The 18,408-nt window shown below is 41.0% G+C and carries 21 protein-coding genes; 2 read left to right on the forward strand and 19 right to left on the reverse strand.

What is annotated here, in order from left to right:
* Positions 1-195: 195 nt before the first annotated feature.
* The 15 genes from Q0162_RS06030 to Q0162_RS06100 all read right to left on the reverse strand — a co-directional run bounded on the left by Q0162_RS06030 (position 196) and on the right by Q0162_RS06100 (position 11,918).
* Positions 196-453, reverse strand: a complete 258-nt coding sequence (locus Q0162_RS06030; RefSeq protein ID WP_281639002.1) for a hypothetical protein — start codon at positions 451-453, stop codon at positions 196-198.
* Positions 434-745: a co-chaperone YbbN gene (locus Q0162_RS06035; RefSeq protein ID WP_002681786.1), complete on the reverse strand. Its 312-nt coding sequence runs from the start codon at positions 743-745 to the stop codon at positions 434-436. The genes Q0162_RS06030 and Q0162_RS06035 overlap by 20 nt, the downstream gene beginning before the upstream one ends.
* Before the next feature lie 68 nt (positions 746-813).
* Positions 814-1,449 (reverse strand): peroxiredoxin, encoded by a 636-nt coding sequence (locus Q0162_RS06040; protein ID WP_297890395.1) that lies wholly within the window; start codon positions 1,447-1,449, stop codon positions 814-816.
* Positions 1,450-1,585: 136 nt separating this feature from the next.
* Positions 1,586-2,317, reverse strand: coding sequence for a tRNA threonylcarbamoyladenosine dehydratase (locus Q0162_RS06045; protein ID WP_297890470.1), 732 nt, complete (start codon positions 2,315-2,317; stop codon positions 1,586-1,588).
* 154 nt (positions 2,318-2,471) lie between these two features.
* Complete coding sequence (locus Q0162_RS06050) at positions 2,472-3,053, reverse strand: outer membrane beta-barrel protein (protein ID WP_297890397.1); 582 nt, start codon at positions 3,051-3,053, stop codon at positions 2,472-2,474.
* A 96-nt stretch (positions 3,054-3,149) separates the two neighbouring features.
* On the reverse strand, positions 3,150-3,764 hold the full coding sequence (locus tag Q0162_RS06055) for a pyruvate dehydrogenase (protein ID WP_297890399.1): 615 nt from the start codon (positions 3,762-3,764) through the stop codon (positions 3,150-3,152).
* Positions 3,765-3,879: 115 nt separating this feature from the next.
* The gene (gene aspS, locus Q0162_RS06060) at positions 3,880-5,628 is read right to left on the reverse strand and encodes an aspartate--tRNA ligase (protein WP_178958033.1); all 1,749 of its coding nucleotides are present in this window, start codon (positions 5,626-5,628) and stop codon (positions 3,880-3,882) included.
* Between the two features lie 22 nt (positions 5,629-5,650).
* Positions 5,651-5,956 carry a type II toxin-antitoxin system YafQ family toxin gene (locus Q0162_RS06065; RefSeq protein WP_015782050.1) on the reverse strand — a complete coding sequence of 102 codons (306 nt, stop codon included), beginning with the start codon at positions 5,954-5,956 and terminating at the stop codon, positions 5,651-5,653.
* Between the two features lie 2 nt (positions 5,957-5,958).
* On the reverse strand, positions 5,959-6,183 hold the full coding sequence (locus Q0162_RS06070; protein WP_297890408.1) for an antitoxin: 225 nt from the start codon (positions 6,181-6,183) through the stop codon (positions 5,959-5,961).
* 21 nt (positions 6,184-6,204) lie between these two features.
* Positions 6,205-6,672, reverse strand: a complete 468-nt coding sequence (locus Q0162_RS06075) for a hypothetical protein (protein WP_297890410.1) — start codon at positions 6,670-6,672, stop codon at positions 6,205-6,207.
* Between the two features lie 2 nt (positions 6,673-6,674).
* Positions 6,675-6,860 (reverse strand): hypothetical protein, encoded by a 186-nt coding sequence (locus Q0162_RS06080; RefSeq protein ID WP_002681777.1) that lies wholly within the window; start codon positions 6,858-6,860, stop codon positions 6,675-6,677.
* Between the two features lie 33 nt (positions 6,861-6,893).
* The gene (map, locus tag Q0162_RS06085) at positions 6,894-7,700 is read right to left on the reverse strand and encodes a type I methionyl aminopeptidase (protein ID WP_297890412.1); all 807 of its coding nucleotides are present in this window, start codon (positions 7,698-7,700) and stop codon (positions 6,894-6,896) included.
* Positions 7,701-7,767: 67 nt separating this feature from the next.
* Positions 7,768-9,387, reverse strand: a complete 1,620-nt coding sequence (gene pgi / locus Q0162_RS06090) for a glucose-6-phosphate isomerase (RefSeq protein ID WP_297890414.1) — start codon at positions 9,385-9,387, stop codon at positions 7,768-7,770.
* 97 nt (positions 9,388-9,484) lie between these two features.
* Positions 9,485-10,477 (reverse strand): DUF3592 domain-containing protein, encoded by a 993-nt coding sequence (locus Q0162_RS06095; RefSeq protein ID WP_297890416.1) that lies wholly within the window; start codon positions 10,475-10,477, stop codon positions 9,485-9,487.
* A 211-nt stretch (positions 10,478-10,688) separates the two neighbouring features.
* Positions 10,689-11,918, reverse strand: coding sequence for a peptidoglycan DD-metalloendopeptidase family protein (locus Q0162_RS06100; protein ID WP_297890418.1), 1,230 nt, complete (start codon positions 11,916-11,918; stop codon positions 10,689-10,691).
* A 170-nt stretch (positions 11,919-12,088) separates the two neighbouring features.
* Here Q0162_RS06100 and Q0162_RS06105 point away from each other — a divergent pair, with 170 nt between their 5' ends.
* Positions 12,089-12,358 (forward strand): FeoA family protein, encoded by a 270-nt coding sequence (locus Q0162_RS06105; RefSeq protein ID WP_095898395.1) that lies wholly within the window; start codon positions 12,089-12,091, stop codon positions 12,356-12,358.
* An 83-nt stretch (positions 12,359-12,441) separates the two neighbouring features.
* Entirely contained in the window at positions 12,442-14,607 is a 2,166-nt protein-coding gene (gene feoB, locus Q0162_RS06110) for a ferrous iron transport protein B (RefSeq protein WP_297890422.1), read from the forward strand.
* Positions 14,608-14,762: 155 nt separating this feature from the next.
* Here feoB and gdhA read toward each other — a convergent pair whose 3' ends face one another.
* The 4 genes from gdhA to cysD form a co-directional block, all read right to left on the reverse strand.
* Positions 14,763-16,103, reverse strand: coding sequence for an NADP-specific glutamate dehydrogenase (gene gdhA / locus Q0162_RS06115; protein WP_040361877.1), 1,341 nt, complete (start codon positions 16,101-16,103; stop codon positions 14,763-14,765).
* A 404-nt stretch (positions 16,104-16,507) separates the two neighbouring features.
* Positions 16,508-16,921, reverse strand: coding sequence for an META domain-containing protein (locus Q0162_RS06120; RefSeq protein ID WP_297890425.1), 414 nt, complete (start codon positions 16,919-16,921; stop codon positions 16,508-16,510).
* Complete coding sequence (locus Q0162_RS06125; protein ID WP_297890427.1) at positions 16,918-17,412, reverse strand: TlpA disulfide reductase family protein; 495 nt, start codon at positions 17,410-17,412, stop codon at positions 16,918-16,920. Before Q0162_RS06125 ends, Q0162_RS06120 begins: the two co-directional genes overlap by 4 nt.
* A gap of 78 nt (positions 17,413-17,490) precedes the next feature.
* A complete protein-coding gene (cysD, locus tag Q0162_RS06130; protein WP_297890429.1) occupies positions 17,491-18,390 on the reverse strand; it encodes a sulfate adenylyltransferase subunit CysD in 900 nt (299 codons plus the stop codon).
* Between the last annotated feature and the right edge of the window lie 18 nt (positions 18,391-18,408).

Here is an 18,408-nt window from a genome sequence, read left to right on the forward strand (position 1 = left end):
AAGAGGTAAGAGGTAAGAGGTAAGAGGTAAGAGGTAAGAGGTAAGAGGTAAGAGGGTGGGGATTAGGGGGTTAAATAATTGGTAATTAGATGATTAACAAATTGAGAGGGTTATAGGATTGGGGAATTAAAAAAGCCGTTCAGACCCCTCTGAACGGCTTTTCGTTTTTAGTTAGTGAAAGAAATAATAATAATTTTACTTGTCGATAGAGCCTACTACACGCTTCATAAAGGTGTTGAGGGCTTCTTTTTGTGGAGTACCTTGTTTGATGAGTTCATCTACTTCGATAGCTCCGTAGAAATTGGAGAGCAATTCGCCGATTACGTCTAACTCCTCATCTTTGAGTTGTTCGCATTCTATGAGATTTTCGAGCGTTTCGATAGTCTCGGTTACGTAATCTTGGTCGTTGTTCTCGATAAACTGAACGATATGTTTAATTACCGGTAATCTCATCTATAAATTCTTTTAGGAGTTCGGCTTTGTTAGTTTGCAATTGTTTTTCCAAATTACCGTTTTTGAAAGCGGCAAATGTAGGCAAGTTATCCACTTTGGCGAGTTTGCGTGACTCTGGGAAAGCCTCAGCATCTACATATACAAAAGTAGCGTTAGGGGTTTCGGCTGCATACTTTTTGAATTTTGGTTTTATGATTTTGCAGTTACCGCACCATCCTGCGCCGAATTGTACGAAAACAAGGGGATTAGCGGCTATGATTTCTTGCAAATTATCTTGGGTAAGTTCTGTCATAGTGATAAAAAAATAGTGGTGAGTTTTTTAGTTAATACATATTTACAATGATCAAGTTTTTAGCTTTTTTAGTGAGAAGCTAAATAGCTTGCTACGCCATTACGGTCGGCATTCATAGCGTCTTTACCTTCTTCCCAGTTGGCTGGGCAAACTTCGCCGTGTTGTTGTACGTGAGTGTAAGCATCTACAAGGCGCAAGTACTCTTTTACGTTACGACCTAAAGGCATATCGTTGATACTTTCGTGGAATACTTTACCTGTTTCGTCGATAAGGTAAGTAGCGCGGAAAGTTACATCGTCACCTTCGAGGAGGTAAGCATCGGCAGTTTCGTCGTAGATTTCACGAGAGTCGAGGATACCTAAAGTGCGAGCGAGGTTACGGTTGCTATCGGCAAGGATAGGGTAAGTAACGCCTTCAATACCACCGTTGTTTTTAGGAGTGTTGAGCCACGCGAAGTGTACTTCGGCAGTGTCGCAAGAGGCACCTATTACTTTTACGTTGCGTTTTTCGAACTCAGCTAAGGCTTCTTGGAAAGCGTGGAGCTCGGTAGGGCATACGAAAGTAAAATCTTTAGGATACCAGAAAAGGAGTACTTTCTTTTTGCTGTTTACGGCTTCAGAAAGCACGTTGATTTTGAATGTATCGCCGAGGTCGCTCATAGCGTTTACCTCGATATTGGGGAATTGTTTTCCTACAAATGACATATTATCTTGTGTTTTTATGTTCTGTTTACGGGTGCAAAAGTAGGATGTTTTTGAAGATTGTAAATAGTTTTCTAATTGAAAGATTTTATGAAGAGATAGGGATTAGTTATAGGGGTCAGGGGACAGGTGATAGGGGTTAGGGGGTTGCGGGTCTTTTTAATAGATAATTGATGGCGGTGGCGGCGGCGTGTAAGCCAAAAGCGGCGGGCATAAAGCTGATGGTGCCGTAGAATGATTTTTTATAGTCGAGACCTTCGGTGCGCTGCATAGAGTCTTTGGAAACGATTTCTGAAGAGAATACGGCTTTGATACCCGAATCGATGCGCTCGTTTTTCAGGCGTTTGCGGATAAACTTTGCTAATGGGCAGTTATAGGTTTTCATCAGGTCGGCTACTTTTATTTGGGATACATCGGTGGCTCCTCCTGCTCCCATACAGCTTACTAAACGCACACGTTGGCGTTTGGCTGAGAGGATAAGGTTGAGCTTGGGGGTGATGCTATCGATACAATCGATTACATAATCGAACTGAGGGGTTACGATTTCGGTAGCGCGTTCGGGGGTGAGGAATTCGTGTAGTACGGTGAGTTTGAGTTGGGGGTTGATGTCTAAAAGGCGGGCAGCCATTACCTCGGTTTTGTTTTTGCCTACGGTGGAGTGAAGGGCGGGCAACTGTCGGTTAATATTAGATAGAGAAACGCAATCGCCATCGACAATGGTGAGGGAACCTACGCCTGCGCGGGCTATAAATTCGGCGGCAAAAGAGCCAACGCCTCCTAAGCCTACAATGAGGATATGAGCTTTTTGCAAGGTGTTGATACCTTGCTGTTTGATTAATAGTTCAGTACGTTCTAACCAGTGATTATTGATCATATTTTAATGAGAGTTCGAAGAAAGAGAAATATGGTTAATTATCAGAATAATAAACTTTGCCAAAGGTGCGAGCCGCAGGGGCAGAAACTTTGGCAAAGTTTAGTAACGCGAATGCGATTTTGAGGCTTTTTGGAAAGCCTTGAGGTTTTAATTAGAAGAATAGAGCAACACCTATACCTACACCGAAAGTGCCATTGGTAACAGAGTTGTTGCTGTTTTCTTTGTTTTTAAGTTTTTGGTGATCGTAGCTCAAGTAGCCAGTAAGTGCAGCTCCTTGATTTACGAAGTAAGCCATACCACCTTTAGCGCCAACAGCTAAGCCTCTGTATTTTTGGCTATCGTTGCTACCTTCAGAAACCCAAGCGTGTCCAACTTTAGCGCCTACAAATGGAGCTAAGTTACCTCCAATAGGGAAGAAGTAAGTAGCGTTAGGAGCAATAATAAGAGCATTGGTAGCATCGGAAGCGCCTTTTACTTTGACACTTTGGTATTCCAATCCAAGACCTACGGCTAAGTTATTGATCACAAAATAGTTGAGGTTAGGAATGAATTTGAAAGTGTTGATAGTAGTTTCATTATCTACAGTAATGCTACCTCTTTTGGTAGAGACAGTTTCTTTTGAAGATTGATAAGAAAATCCTAAGTCTGAACCTACCATCCAATTTCCTTTTTCAGTTTGTGCGTAGGTAGCTGCTGAGAAAGCTACGGCAACCATCAATAAAATTTTTTTCATATAGTTTATATTTTATATGTTAATAAGGGCAAAGGTATAAAATAATTACGAATTACAAAACATAAATGATAAAAAAGTTGTTTTTTTGTCTTTTCACTAATGGCAAAAAACTACCATATCTAATCCGTTTTCAAGACAAAAATTGATATTTTCTTTTAGCCCCATAATGTGTTCATAGCTATAGCCTTTGTCTTCTTCTTCCTCAGTTTCACTATTAATTAATTCTTCTATTTCCTCAGGGGTTTTATGCACTTTTGATAATGAATCCGAAAGGGCTTGCAGATGCTTTTTATCAAGTAGACTTATCATAGGAAAATCGTCTATCTCTGGAATAGAAAATGGGTGAAAATGGTCAGCAGGGAAGAGATCTGTATCTATTTTAGTTTTTATATTCCAGTCTTCTGAAAGCACTTGATTGATAAGTTCAGTTTCGTACCAAAACTTAATTTCTTGTGTATAAGGTAATTCTACGCCCAAAGTTGCGCAAATTCCAATAAAGGCATAACCATAAATGTATCCTTCCTGATTATACTGATTACCCATAATAATATCAGTAAGTGCTTTTACTGTCTCTTCGTTGTCATCTTCATCAGTATAGTTTTGGAAAATATCATTGGCTTTTACCTTTTGCAAAAGGGCTTCATCTTTAGAGCCAAAAACAGCTTTGATTTCAGGAGTTTTCACTCCGTAAGCAAACATATAATATCCCATAAGTAGAATGTTTTTTATTGAAAGGACAAAGATAGTATTTTTATGGAGAGAAACAACAAAGGCTACCGCAAATTTTACTTTGCGACAGCCTTTTATTTATTAATTGACAAATTTTCTAATTTGCTAATTGAATGCTTAGTTCTTTGAGTTGCGCCTCATCAATAGGGGAGGGGGCATCAATCATCACATCGCGACCGCTATTGTTTTTAGGGAAAGCGATAAAGTCGCGTATGGTTTCTTGTCCGCCGAGGAGTGCCACCAATCGGTCGAAGCCAAAAGCCAAACCACCGTGAGGAGGAGCACCGTATTTGAAGGCGTTCATCAAGAAGCCAAATTGTGCTTGTGCTTGCTCGGGGGTAAAGCCCAATAGCTCGAACATCTTGGCTTGTAGCTCTTGGTTGAAGATACGTATAGAACCACCGCCTACTTCGTTGCCGTTGAGCACGAGGTCGTAAGCATTGGCGCGTACGGCACCTGGGTTGCTGTCGAGTAGCGGAATATCCTCAGGTTTAGGCGAGGTGAAAGGGTGGTGCATTGCAAAGAAACGTTCTTCCTCTTCGCTCCACTCCAAAAGAGGGAAATCTACTACCCAAAGTGGTGCATATTCATCTGGTTTGCGCAATCCGAGACGCTCGGCGAGTTCCATACGGAGGGCGCTGAGTTGTCCACGTACTTTGTTTGCTTTGCCTGAAAGGATACAGATAAGGTCGCCTGCTTTGGCGCCCGTACGTTCTGCCCACGCCTTGAGGTCGTCCTCGTTATAGAATTTATCTACTGACGATTTGAAGCTACCATCTTCATTGCATTTTACATATACCATTCCGGAAGCGCCTACTTGCGGACGTTTTACCCATTCTACCAAAGCATCAATCTCTTTGCGGGTGTAGCTGTTGGCACCAGGTACGGCAATCCCTACTACTAATTCGGCTTCGTTGAACACCTTGAAATCGCGGTGTTGAGCGAGGTCGTTGAGTTCGCCGAATTTCATACCGAAACGGATATCGGGTTTGTCGTTGCCGTAAGTTTTCATCGCCTCGGCATACGTCATACGAGGGAAAGCCCCAAAGTCTAAACCTTTGAGTTCTTTGAGGAGGTGTTTTGCCAATCCTTCAAAAGTACTGATAACGTCCTCTTGCTCTACAAACGACATTTCGCAGTCTATTTGGGTAAATTCCGGCTGACGGTCGGCGCGAAGGTCTTCATCACGGAAGCACTTTACAATTTGGAAATATTTGTCTAATCCGCCTACCATTAGCAGCTGCTTGAAGGTTTGTGGCGATTGTGGAAGTGCGTAGAACTCACCTGGGTTCATACGGCTGGGCACCACAAAATCGCGTGCGCCTTCAGGGGTTGATTTGATAAGCACAGGGGTTTCTACCTCTATAAAGCCTTGTTCGGATAGATAGTTGCGCACCATTATCCCCACTTTGTGGCGGAAAATAAGGTTATCGCGTACGGGGGTACGACGTATATCGAGATAGCGGTACTTCATACGGAGGTCTTCACCGCCATCGGTATTGTCTTCAATGGTAAAAGGAGGAAGTTCGGAATGGTTGAGCAGGGTGAGTGCTGTAACGAGGATTTCCACTTCTCCCGTAGGGATATTTGCGTTGGCAGCCTCACGTTTGATAACAGTACCTTGAATTTGAATCACGTCCTCGCGTGAGAGGGTTTTCGCCTGCTCAAAGACAGTTTTATCAGTGCGTTCTTCATCGAATATAAGCTGAGTGATGCCATAGCGGTCGCGTAGGTCTACCCAAATCATAAATCCCTTGTTGCGGACGCGTTGTACCCATCCGCTGAGGGTTACTTGTTGTTTTTCGTGTGAGAGTCGTAGCTCTCCACAAGTATGCGTTCTGTACATTTATTTAAATTATGAATTAGTGCTATTTCTTAAATAATTCAGAGTGTGAACCTACTCTTACTAAGTAAATTTCATTTTGTTCCTCATCATATTGCAACCAAATTATCAATAAATCAGGTAGGATATGACATTCTAAATGACCTTTATAATTACCTGTAAGTTTGTGGGGTCTCATATAATCAGGGAGAGCCTCAACTCCTCCTTTTTTTAATAATGTGATAGTGTCGGTAATCTTCTTTACTTTGGTCTCATCATTAAGGAATTTTTTAAAATCCTTTTTGAAAAGTCCTGTATAGTATATTTCATATTTAAATGTTTCTTCTTCCATAGTTAGTTTTTAAGAGATTCCATTAATTCCTCTACGGTTCCATAGCTCTTCTTGTTTTTATCTTTAGCCATAGCTTCGGCTTCTTTCATAGCTTGTAGAGTAAGATCGTTAGGGATATAGCTCTCTTCTTGAGGGGTATTGTATTCAAAATCAATGTTCATTTCTTTGAATAGGGTAGTTAGTACATTGATTTGATTTTGAGTTTTAGGATAAACTAATAGACACATAAAATTCAATTTTTAAGGTTTTTACTTTTGATACTCTTCCAATTCCTTAGTGAGTGTATCTACATAAGGTTGATGTTTTTGTTTATAGATAAAAGAGATATAATGGTTGCCTATATGGATATTAGGGATAATTCTATTACTTATGAGTAAATCTTTGGGGTTTACTTTTGTGAATAGTGTATGAAAAAGATAACTTCTAAAATGTTGTGGTGAAATAAAAATATGTTTATCACTATTCCTATAATAAATAGGGGCACTATCGGCATAGTAATACAATATAACATCTTTTTCAGATAGATATTCTTCAATTTCCTTAATAATGAAAGAAAATACTTTCAAAGGATTTGTGTCTTTCTTATGTTCTTTAAGAGCTAAAGAAATTTCAACCACAGGAAATGCAATATTAGCATTAGGCTTGTACTCAGAAAAATTTAAAGAATACAAATTACCTCCTTCAGTTTTAAAAGGAATATCTACCTCTAAGTCCACAGCTAAATAGTTATATAATCTTCTTCTTTATATATTTTTTTCATTATTTCTTCTTTACGCTTCCTTGCTCTCTCAGCAAGTTCTTCCATAAAAGCTAATAGCTTTTCACTGGGGTTTCTAATCTCTATAGTCTCTGCATTATGGGTTTTGTGCAGTACTACTTTCTCGTTTACTTTTTCTTTTTCCATTATGAGCTCTTTTTTAATGCTATTTAAATTTTGCTAATTGAGCAAAAACTCGTCCTCCTCATTGCTTTTAATACCTAAGGCTTCGTATATATATTTGAAGGTGGAGAGCAATCGGGGTTTGCCATCGATAAGGGCTACATCGTGTTCAAAGTGGGCGGAAGGCTTGCCGTCGGCAGTAAGGATTGTCCAACCGTCTTTGAGCTGGCGTATGCTCTTGGTACCCATATTGATCATCGGCTCTATGGCTACTACCATTCCGTCTTTGAATTTTTTACCATTACCTCGTTTGCCATAGTTAGGCATCTCGGGGTCTTCGTGCATTTTGCGCCCGACACCGTGCCCTACGAGTTCGCGCACTACGCCATAGCCGTGTGCCTCACAGTGCTGCTGTATAGCGTGTCCTACATCACCTACTCGGTTACCCGCACGAAACTGACGGATACCTATGTACAGCGATTCTTTGGTTACACGCAAGAGTTCTTTTACTTCGGGGGCTACTTCGCCTACCTCAAAAGTATAAGCGTGGTCGCCATAGTAACCGTTTTTCAATGCTCCGCAATCTATTGAGATGATGTCGCCTTCTTGTAACGGACGGTCGTTAGGGATGCCGTGCACTACTTGCGCATTAGGACTCATACAGAGGGTATTAGGGAAGCCATACAAACCCAAAAATCCTGGGATAGCCCCTTGACTGCGGATGTACTCTTCAGCGAGTTTATCAAGATACAGGGTGGTTACCCCTGGTTTTACTTCTTTAGCTAATATACCCAAAGTGCGTGATACCACTTGGGCGGCTTGGTGTAGTAGTTCTATTTCTTCGGCTGTTCTAATGTGAATCATATTGTAGGAGTTAGGAGTTAGGAGTTAGGAGTTAGGACACTATTTCCTAACTCCTATTTCCTATTTCCTAAGATTTGAATTGTTTTAATAAATTGGTTGTGGAACTGTCGTGAGCAGAGAGTTCGGTAGCGGCGATGTCTTTAAGGATTTTGCTTGCCAATTGTTTGCCGAGCTCTACACCCCATTGGTCGTAGCTGTAGATGTTCCAAATCACACCTTCTACAAATATCTTATGCTCATACATTGCGATAAGGCTACCTAAACTTTCAGGGGTAAGTTTATCGATAAGGAAAGAAGTTGTAGGGCGGTTACCAGTAAACACTTTGAAAGGCACTAAGGCTTCGTTCACCTTGTCACCCATTTCTTTGCGCACTTCGGCTTCAGTCTTACCTTTGAGGAGGGCTTCAGTTTGTGCAAAGAAGTTAGCCATTAGCTTGTTGTGGTGGTCAGTATTGCCGTGCAAAGAGTGCTTAAAGCCAATGAAATCAGTAGGTATCAATTTAGTACCTTGGTGGATGAGCTGGAAGAACGCGTGTTGAGAGTTGGTTCCTGGTTCACCCCAGATGATTACCCCAGTTTGATAAGGGATAGGGTTGCCATCACGATCGGTTTGTTTACCGTTACTTTCCATTATACCTTGTTGTAGGTAAGCTGCCAAGCGGTGCAAATACTGAGTATAAGGAATAATCGCTTGACTTTCAGCTCCGTAGAAGTTGTTGTACCACACGCTGAGCAATGCCAAGACTACTGGAATGTTCTTCTCAAAAGGAGCAGTGCGGAAATGCTCGTCCATAGCGTGTGCTCCTTTGAGCAATTTATCAAAGTTGTCGTAACCTACTGATAGAGCAATGCTGAGACCTACGGCACTCCACAAAGAGAAGCGTCCGCCTACCCAATCCCACATAGGGAATACGTTATCTGGGTCGATGCCGAATTTATCGATTTCTTGCAAGTTAGTAGACACTGCTACAAAGTGTTTAGCGATATCTTTTTCGCTACCCGATTTGAGGAACCATTCTTTTACAGTAAGCGCATTAGAAAGGGTTTCGAGTGTTGTGAATGTTTTAGATACAATCACTATCAAGGTAGTTTCGGGGTTGAGGTGCTTGATAGTTTCGAGCACGTGGTCGCCATCTACATTGCTGATAAAGTGTACGTTGAGGTGATTCTTATAGAATTTAAGCGCTTCGGTTACCATTGCCGGACCGAGGTCAGAGCCACCAATACCAATATTTACCACATCGGTAAAGGCTTTACCAGTATAACCTTTGCGTTTTCCGCTGATGACTTCTTCGCTGAACTGTTTGATTTTGTGTTTTACAGCCGCTACTTCGGGCATTACATTCTTGCCATCTACGTTTATCACGCTGTTTTCGGGAGCGCGAAGGGCAGTGTGCAATACGGCGCGTTTTTCGGTGTTGTTGATAAGGTCGCCACCGAAGTATTTGCCGATAGCGTCCTTTAAACCACATTCGTCAGCGAGTTGCACGAGGAGTTTCATTGTTTCCTCATCAATGCGGTTTTTAGAATAATCAACATAGAAGTCTTGCCATTTGATAGTGAATTTTTCACCGCGAACAGGGTCTTTCTCAAAGAGAGAAAGCGTATGGCGGTCTTTTACTTCAGTGAAATGTTTTTGCAATGCTTTCCAAGCATTGGTTTGTGTTGGATTACTATTTTTTAACATTTTTAAATATAATTATATTAGTTGTTAGTTATCGGTTATTAATTAGATTGTGTTTTAGAGTGCAAAGGTATAAAATAATTGTAAAACACGAAAATTGTTACTTCTTCTGTATCAAATAAAAGATTTGTAAAGGAGGTCTGCTCTTTAAATTCACAACTTTCATTTTCTTTACATTATAAGAGGCAGTTTCATACAAAGTAGAGGTTTGAGAAAAGCCTTCTTCTGTGGTAGAAGCATCTTCTTCAGAGACTTTTTCTAAAGCGGCTTTTTGTAAAAAATCATAATCTATAGTGCTTTGATAGATAGCCATACCGTGAGGAGATATTAAAAAACTTTCCTGAAGCTGCTGGTTGTAGAAAGCTATTCCATCTTCAATAATAGTGTCATCTCCTGCTTCAAATAGGTCTTCTTGCCAAGTGGGACTTATTTCTCTGAGTTTCTTCAATACTTCATCCGATGAGCTATAACCAAATAACTTATCAAGATCCTGCAAGTGCATTTTTCGGTTTTGTTGTTGCTTGTATCGTGTGATGTTATCACCAATCATCAATCGGAAAATGGAGGGGTGTTTACGTAAATAGAGCACTTCTATTTCTTGACCTTGATAGAGATTTTGATAGATATCTTTAGGGATTTTTCCATTGACATTATAGGATTTTCCACTTTGTTTATCGTTATATGCTATTTTTATGGTGTAAGTAGAATAAGTGCTGCCTCGGCGTCGGGTAAATTCTTTTTGTTGACCTTCAATGGTAGCTTGGGTATAGACCCCTTCAGTTTTGAGCAGATGTTCAATACGGTGACTTATCAATTGGTAAAACAAAAAACTCACCACTACCATTATTACAAACGTAATGACTACATTGGCAAAGTTATTTGATTTAGCCTCTTTATCATACATAGCGTTGTAGAGTTCGCTAAAATTTTTAACTTTGGCTATAGCCAAATAAGAAAGAACCCCTACCAATGCGCCTAAGCCCATTGCGCACGGAATACCATAGGTTTCAAAGCTATCAATAGGAAAAAACAGAAGAGCGACAACAATTATTAAAACAGCTGTGATTGTCCAAAAGATTCGAGCAGGAAGCATATTGTTATTTATTTTCTAAAAATGTTATTAGTATGTAACTTCAATTCGCGGAACAGCACCGAATGCACCTCACCATAGTTTTTGGTTTTTAGGTTGCAAAGGTATAAAATATTTCCAAAATAGCAGTTAGTCTTTAATCATTAGTAGTTAGAAACTGACACTAATGGCTAAAGACTAACCTGAATGTTCATTAGCTAAATTTATATATTGGCTAATTGCCTAACTTATCCAATTGTTCTTTTAGCGGTTTGATAAACTCTAAATACTTTGCTTTTAGATTGGCTTCTATAGGCACTGAATCAGGCATTTTTTCTTTCAATGGGTCTACTTGCACGCCATTTTTCCAGAAGCGATAACACACGTGAGGGCCTGTGGCTAAACCGGTACTTCCTACCAGCCCAATCACTTCACCTTGTGCTACGTATTTCCCTTTGCGGGCTAAGATTTTCGACATGTGTAAGTACTGTGTTGTATACGTATTGTTGTGGCGTACTTTCACGTAGTTACCATTGCCCGAACTATAGCCTGCTTCTATCACGGTGCCTGCTGCTGTTACGCGTATAGGGGTGCCTGCAGGGGCGGCGTAATCGGTGCCAAAATGCCCTTTCATACGGTGAAGTACAGGGTGAAAACGCATTCCAAATTTAGAAGTAATACGGAAGATATCCAAGGGTGATTTTAGGAACATACGTTTCATCATATTCCCATTTTCGTCGTAATAGCCACTAGTGCCTTTGATAGAATCGGTGGTGAAATTAAAAGCGTAATACGCCTTGCCTCCCCACTCAAAATAAGCAGCTTTTACTTTTTCAACTCCTGCATAGATAGTGTCTTCCACATAGCGCTCGTCGTAAATAATTTTGAATTTATCGCCTTTTTGCAAGCGGAAGAAGTCGATAGTATAATCGAATATTTGCCCTAATTGATAGGTAGCATTTTGGCTGATGCCAGCATTTTGTGCATCGACAGTAAGGTTGTTTTCAATCTCACCTCCTATAGCTTTTTCTTTTATAGAAACCTTGCGTTCGGCATTATAAGCGTGGATAGAATCGGTGAGGCGTACCACGATATAATTCACTATATCAGGTTGATATACAAAACTATGAGGAGTATCGGGTTGTTTTTTATCGAATAAGAAAGCATAGGGTTTGCCTACGCGGAAGTTTTTAGGGTTGATGAGTTCTTTGGTTACCTCGGCAATATGGTGGATTTCAGCCGCCCCGATATGTTGGTCTTCAAGGAGTTTACCAAAAGTGTCGCCTTGTTTGAGGGTATCTCTTACAATGTTATAGTCGTTGAGGTTAAATCCAAATTCATATACTGGAGGTTTAGGAGCTTCGGTGGTGGTAGTTGCGGTAGTTTTATCGGTTTTAGTAGTGCGGTCACAAGCCGTAAAAAGTGATAGAGAGCTGAGTAGTGAAAGGCAAAATATTTTTTTCATTCTAATTGTTTTAGTAAAAAAGGATTGCAAATAATGCGCCAAAGGTAAGAATAATTTGTTAATTAGCAAATTTGTTAATTAGTAAATTGTGTCTAAAATATTTTGTTAATCCAACAAAAGTTTGTAATTTTGCTCGTCTAAAAATATATTTTGAATTATATAAACACTTTATGACCCTTACTTTAGCCTCTTTAGAAATAGGACAAACTGCTGTAATCACAGGGTTTACACCCGAATGCCGACAAGAAGTGAGACAACGATTGCTCGACTTAGGTTTCGTACGTGGCTCAAAAATCAAAATAGAAAATGTGAGTCCGCTTGCCGACCCGATTGCTTATACCATTCATCATACCCAAATTGCTCTGCGCAAGAGTGATGCGCTTTGTGTGCTGATTCAGGTATCAGGGGATAGGATTCAGGTGTCAGGAGATAGGGCATAAGGGTTGTTAAAAAAAATGATTGATTATCAAAATAATAAAAAACAAATCAAACGAGCTATTTAACGGCTTGTTGTACTACGACTATGAAAAATATTTGTGATACTTGTGCGCTTAATCCTTCGGCTTCCTTAAAACCTTTAGGCGAGGAGGCAGGCACTTACCACTATACCATTGCTCTTGCAGGAAATCCTAACACCGGCAAGAGTACCGTTTTTAATGCCCTTACAGGGTTGCGTCAGCACACAGGTAACTGGCCAGGTAAAACCGTTACCCGCGCTGAGGGGAGTTTTTCTTTTCACGACCAACGTTATCGCATAATCGACCTACCAGGAACTTATTCGCTGCTCTCCACTTCAGAAGACGAAGAGGTAGCGCGCGATTTTATTCTCTTTGGCAAACCCGATGTAACTGTGATAGTAGTAGATGCCAGCAGACTGGAGCGCAACCTCAGTTTGGCACTTCAAATACTTGAAATCACTGATAAAGCTGTGCTTTGCCTCAACCTGATGGACGAAGCTCGCCGCCATCATATCACGATTGATACACGTACCCTTTCTCGCGATTTGGGTATCCCTGTAGTGGCTACTTCTGCACGTACCAAAGAAGGTATCCCCGATTTGCTCTTTGCTATTGAAGAAGTAGTAAGCGGTAAATTTCAAACCAAAAAACAGACTTATATAGATCTTCCTAAAGAAAATGCTGAAGCTATTGCTGAACTGCAATCGGCACTTTCTGAACTCAATCCCGAATTGCCAAATACCCGTTGGCTTGCTATGCGACTCATTGAAGGTGATGAAAGCGTACAAAAAGGGGTGGAAGAAGGCACTTTTTCAGCTGAAAACAATCCCGAAAAACAATCCCGAGTGTTGCGTATAGCCGATGAGTATCACAAGATTTTAGGGGATAGCTACCGCAATGACTTGGTAGAAGCTATCTACGCTCAAGCAACCACACTCATCAACGCATCGGTAAGCACTGATTTTTCAGCGCGTTCTTTCCGCGTTGATCGTGCGATTGATAGGGTAGTTACGCATAAAATTTGGGGTTTCCCTATTATGTTTTTGCTCTTGGCAGGGGTGTTGTGGATTACTATTATCGGGGCTAATTATCCTTCACAATGGCTTTCGGATCTGTTTGTAGGGTGGCTTTATCCACTTTTGAAAGACGGAGCCAATGCCTTGCATTTTCCTTGGTGGCTCAGTGGTTTCCTCATCGATGGGGTATATTTAGCCACTACGTGGGTGATTTCGGTAATGTTGCCCCCAATGGCTATCTTCTTTCCGCTATTCACCCTCCTCGAAGATTTTGGTTACTTACCCCGTGTAGCTTTCAATTTGGACAAGCTCTTCCGCACCGCGGGCGCTCACGGCAAGCAAGCCCTTACGATGAGTATGGGCTTTGGCTGTAATGCCGCAGGGGTGGTAGCGACACGTATTATCAACAGTCCGCGTGAGAAACTGATAGCCATTATCACCAATAACTTTTCGCTTTGCAATGGGCGTTGGCCTACCCAAATACTTATTGCAACGTTGTTCATTGGAGCATTAGTTCCCAAGCAGTGGAGCAGCACAGTATCGATGCTCGCTGTGATAGGCATAGCTGTGCTGGGCATAGCCTTTTCATTCCTCACTTCGTGGTTGTTGAGCAAGACCCTCCTCAAAGGAGAATCGTCATTTTTTGTATTGGAATTGCCGCCTTATCGTCCGCCGCGTTTTTTCCAAACACTCTACACCTCACTGATTGATAGAACCCTCATCGTACTCTGGCGTGCTATTGTATTTGCAGCACCAGCAGGGGCAGTGATATGGCTGATATGCAACTTGCAGATAGCCCAACAGCCTATAGCGCTTTGGCTTATACAAGGTTTAGACCCTATAGGCGTGTTTATAGGTTTGAACGGAGTGATTTTGCTCGCCTATATCGTTGCTATTCCTGCCAATGAAATTGTAATCCCTACGGTGCTAATGCTCACCACTATGGTATTAGGGCAAACAGCAATAGGCGAGGGAGCAGGCGTACTGATGGAAGCCTCTACCTCACAAGTGGGCGTATTGCTACACGCTGGTGGATGGACACTGCTCACGGCTGTAAACCTAATGCTTTTCAGCTTGTTGCACAACCCTTGTAGTACGACTATCTACACGATTTATAAAGAAACCCAAAGCAAGAAATGGACACTTATTGCTACCCTCTTGCCGGTGCTTTATGGGATAGTGGTGTGTTTTCTTGTGACTCTATTTGCTAAGTAAACTTGGTGAAAGTAAAGCTAAATCATCATATACAATGTGATGAAGAGGTTGATTTTGGTGTTTTTCACTTTTATGAAATTTCAAAATATAAAAAAAGCTGCCCATTATCTTGAGCAGCTTTTTTTTATTTATAACTCGTTATTCGTAACTCGTTATTAAACCACGCCTTGATCGAGCATCGCGTGAGCGACTTTCATAAAGCCTGCGATGTTAGCACCTTTCACGTAGTTGATATAACCATCTTCTTGACCGTATTTGAGGCAAGCGTTGTGGATAGATTCCATAATTTGGTGTAACTTAGCATCAACTTCTTCAGCTCTCCACGCGAGGTGAGCGGCGTTTTGAGTCATTTCGAGTCCTGAAGTTGCTACCCCTCCAGCGTTCACTGCTTTACCAGGAGCGAAAGGTAATTTAGCATCTTGGAAGGCTTTGATAGCCTCAGGAGTACAACCCATATTTGATACTTCAGCTACGAGTTTTACGCCATTTTTGATAAGCATTTGAGCGTCATCGCCGTCTAATTCATTTTGGAAAGCACAAGGCAAGGCGATATCACAAGGGATTGTCCACGCTTTTTTGCCTGCAGTAAATTTACTTTCTTTAGCAAATTTTTCGGCAAAAGGTGCTACGATGTTGCGGTTAGAAGCGCGGAGTTCCAAAAGGTAGTCAATCATTTCGTGAGTCATACCATTAGGTACTTCCACACAACCATCGGGACCTGAAAGACCGATAACTTTTGCGCCTAACTGAGTTGCTTTTTGTGAAGCACCCCACGCTACGTTACCAAATCCTGAAACTACTACGCGTTGTCCTTTAAGGTCTTTGCCGAGTTTTTTAAGCATATGGTCTACAAAGTAGAGCGCGCCATAACCTGTAGCTTCAGGGCGAATGAGAGAACCACCCCAGTTGATACCTTTACCGGTGAGTACGCCAGTGTTATACTCGTGGGCTAATTTTTTGTACATACCGTACATATAGCCTATTTCGCGTCCGCCTACACCCACGTCGCCCGCAGGCACGTCGGTATCAGGACCTATATATTTCCAAAGTTCAAGCATAAAGGCTTGGCAGAAACGCATAATTTCGGCATCGGATTTACCGGTAGGGTCGAAATCAGAACCTCCTTTAGCGCCACCCATAGGTAGGGTAGTGAGGGCATTTTTAAAAGTTTGTTCAAAACCAAGGAATTTAAGCATTGAAGGGTTTACAGCTTTGTGGAAGCGGATACCACCTTTATAAGGGCCTATCGCAGCGTTGAACTGCACGCGGTAGCCGAGGTTGCTTTGCACTTCGCCTTTATCGTCAACCCAATCCACGCGGAAGGTGTGAATGCGGTCGGGCTCTACGATGCGTTCTATAATTTTAGCTTTAGCAAATTGAGGGTGCTGGTTGTACACCTCTTGTACTGATTCAAGCACTTCGTGTACTGCTTGCAAGTACTCTTTTTCTCCAGGGTGTTTTGCCTCTAAGGCAGTCATAATTTTTTTTACGTCCATAATATATTTAATTAGTTATGAATTATGAGTTGATGAATTCTTTAGTTATGTGAGTATATTAATGAGCGACAAAAGTAGATAATATAATTGAAACGTGCAAAGAAAACGAAAGAAATTTTTTATAAAAAGAAATTTAAAGGGTAATTTTAGCAAAGTTTGCAATTTTTAGAAAAAAGAGAGACGTTTCATAGGGCTATTTTTACATAGGGTTATTAATGATGTTTAACTAATAGAAAATCTTATTTAATTGTTTTTGTATTGTAAATGGAGTGATTGTGACAGTAAAGTTATATTTTGTAATAGTATTTTTTAGCAGCAACTATGGTCGTAAGGAGATGATAAAAAGGCTGCACAAACAATTTTGCGCAGCCTTTTACTTCATTTAAAACTATTAAATATGGGATTTATTTTTTAGTGAAAATAAGGAGAACTTCCCCTTTATCATCTTTGAGTAGTAACTGATTGTCGTTCACTTCGTATTTAGCTACTTTTTTCATTGCAGTGCCAAAAGAATCGGCAACTTGCATAGTAGTCTCTGGACAAAGCATTAGAGTAGTTGCTAATTCGCCAAATACCAAATCTTTATCGGTGATATTTGCGATGCCTCCCATAAAGGTATTACAACTGTCGGAACCGTTTACCTTCATTTCTTTTATATTGAGTTGAAGGGTAGGCTGAGCCTCAGCAGTTACGGCAGTAGTTCCCATAGTAACGAGTTGCCATTCACCTTGCAAACTATTAGAATTAACGCGTGCAGTATTACAACTGCCTAACCCTATTGCTACAGATAATAGCATTAAAAACTTGATTTTTTTCATTTTATGTATTTTTTGAGAGTTTTAAGCAGATCGTCAGTTCTGAGGTTCTCTCCTTGTGACAACAGATTGCCTTCGGGGTCTATGAGAAAAGGAGCGGGAATACTGGTTACTCCATAGGTATTAGCGGCTTTGCTTTCGCTATCCCATACATTGTACCACACCATTCCTTCCATTTTGATGGTGTCGAGCCAAGCGTCTTTATCCTTAGGTCTATCAATAGACACAGATAGGATTACAAAGTTTTTACCTTTGAGTTCTTTGTAGGCTTGTTTGAGGTATTTGTTTTCCTTTTTGCAAGGCATACACCACGATGCCCAAAAATCTATGAGTACATATTTGCCTCGTAAGGACGATAGTTTCAATTCCTCACCATTGGCTTGAGGCAAGGCGATTTCGGGTACAGGTTTGTGGCGTTGTAGTTGTTGTGCAAAGGTTTGGACAGTTGCCAAAAGGAATAGCGCTATGGCTGTAAATAGAAATCTTTTTCTCATTTGTAATCTTGTTTTTTAGTATTCAGGATTTTGATATACAAAAATCTGACCATTTTTTAAACAGATACTTTTTTTGCACTAAAAATATCCTCCTTTTTTACGGTCTTCCATAGCAGCTTCGGTTACTTTATCGTCTATACGAGTTTCACCGCGTTCCGAGATGCGTGAAGCAGTAATCTCGTTCACCACCTCTTCAAGAGTTGCTGCATTGCTTTCTACAGCTGCGGTACAAGTCATATCGCCTACAGTGCGATAGCGCACGCGCTTGTTGAGAATGGTATCATTTTCATCTATTTGGATAAAAGGTGATACCGCAATGAGGCGACCTTCGTGCTCAATTACCTCGCGGTTGTGAGCGAAATAGATAGAAGGGAGTTCAATTTTTTCTTGTTGGATATAGCTCCACACATCGAGTTCTGTCCAGTTTGAAATGGGGAATACACGCACATTTTCGCCTTTTTGTATCCTGCCGTTATAGATGTTCCACAGTTCAGGGCGTTGTAACTTGGGATCCCACTGACCGAACTCGTCTCTTACTGAGAAGAAACGTTCCTTGGCGCGGGCTTTTTCCTCATCACGGCGTGCGCCTCCAATACAAGCATCGAAATGGAATTCTTCGATAGTATCTAAAAGGGTGTGTGTTTGCAGCCAGTTACGAGAGGCAAATTTACCTTTGGGTTCAGTAAGACCTTTAGCTTTGATAGTATCTTCTACTTGTCTCACAATGAGTTCAGCGTCTAAACGCTTAGCAAGGGCGTCGCGATAAGCAAGAGCTTCGGGGAAGTTATGGCCTGTATCGATATGTACCAATGGGAAGGGTATTTTCATAGGGGCAAAGGCCTTCATAGCCAAGTGTACCAGAGTAATAGAGTCTTTTCCACCGCTAAAAAGTAGTGCAGGGCGCTCGAATTGCGCTGCTACTTCGCGCATTATATAAATACTTTCAGCTTCTAATTGTTTTAAATGTTCTTTATTCACGATTGTTAGCTATTACTT

It is taken from the genome of uncultured Capnocytophaga sp. (assembly GCF_937936315.1).
In the GTDB taxonomy this organism is placed as follows: Bacteria; Bacteroidota; Bacteroidia; order Flavobacteriales; family Flavobacteriaceae; genus Capnocytophaga.

Coding starts and splice junctions, on each gene's coding strand:
- Q0162_RS06030 (WP_281639002.1), bottom strand. CDS start 453: ATGAGATTACCGGTAATTAAACATATCGTTCAGTTTATCGAGAACAAC.
- Q0162_RS06035 (WP_002681786.1), bottom strand. CDS start 745: ATGACAGAACTTACCCAAGATAATTTGCAAGAAATCATAGCCGCTAAT.
- Q0162_RS06040 (WP_297890395.1), bottom strand. CDS start 1,449: ATGTCATTTGTAGGAAAACAATTCCCCAATATCGAGGTAAACGCTATG.
- Q0162_RS06050 (WP_297890397.1), bottom strand. CDS start 3,053: ATGAAAAAAATTTTATTGATGGTTGCCGTAGCTTTCTCAGCAGCTACC.
- Q0162_RS06055 (WP_297890399.1), bottom strand. CDS start 3,764: ATGGGATATTATATGTTTGCTTACGGAGTGAAAACTCCTGAAATCAAA.
- aspS (WP_178958033.1), bottom strand. CDS start 5,628: ATGTACAGAACGCATACTTGTGGAGAGCTACGACTCTCACACGAAAAA.
- Q0162_RS06065 (WP_015782050.1), bottom strand. CDS start 5,956: ATGGAAGAAGAAACATTTAAATATGAAATATACTATACAGGACTTTTC.
- Q0162_RS06070 (WP_297890408.1), bottom strand. CDS start 6,183: ATGTGTCTATTAGTTTATCCTAAAACTCAAAATCAAATCAATGTACTA.
- Q0162_RS06080 (WP_002681777.1), bottom strand. CDS start 6,860: ATGGAAAAAGAAAAAGTAAACGAGAAAGTAGTACTGCACAAAACCCAT.
- map (WP_297890412.1), bottom strand. CDS start 7,700: ATGATTCACATTAGAACAGCCGAAGAAATAGAACTACTACACCAAGCC.
- pgi (WP_297890414.1), bottom strand. CDS start 9,387: ATGTTAAAAAATAGTAATCCAACACAAACCAATGCTTGGAAAGCATTG.
- Q0162_RS06095 (WP_297890416.1), bottom strand. CDS start 10,477: ATGCTTCCTGCTCGAATCTTTTGGACAATCACAGCTGTTTTAATAATT.
- Q0162_RS06100 (WP_297890418.1), bottom strand. CDS start 11,918: ATGAAAAAAATATTTTGCCTTTCACTACTCAGCTCTCTATCACTTTTT.
- Q0162_RS06105 (WP_095898395.1), top strand. CDS start 12,089: ATGACCCTTACTTTAGCCTCTTTAGAAATAGGACAAACTGCTGTAATC.
- feoB (WP_297890422.1), top strand. CDS start 12,442: ATGAAAAATATTTGTGATACTTGTGCGCTTAATCCTTCGGCTTCCTTA.
- gdhA (WP_040361877.1), bottom strand. CDS start 16,103: ATGGACGTAAAAAAAATTATGACTGCCTTAGAGGCAAAACACCCTGGA.
- Q0162_RS06120 (WP_297890425.1), bottom strand. CDS start 16,921: ATGAAAAAAATCAAGTTTTTAATGCTATTATCTGTAGCAATAGGGTTA.
- Q0162_RS06125 (WP_297890427.1), bottom strand. CDS start 17,412: ATGAGAAAAAGATTTCTATTTACAGCCATAGCGCTATTCCTTTTGGCA.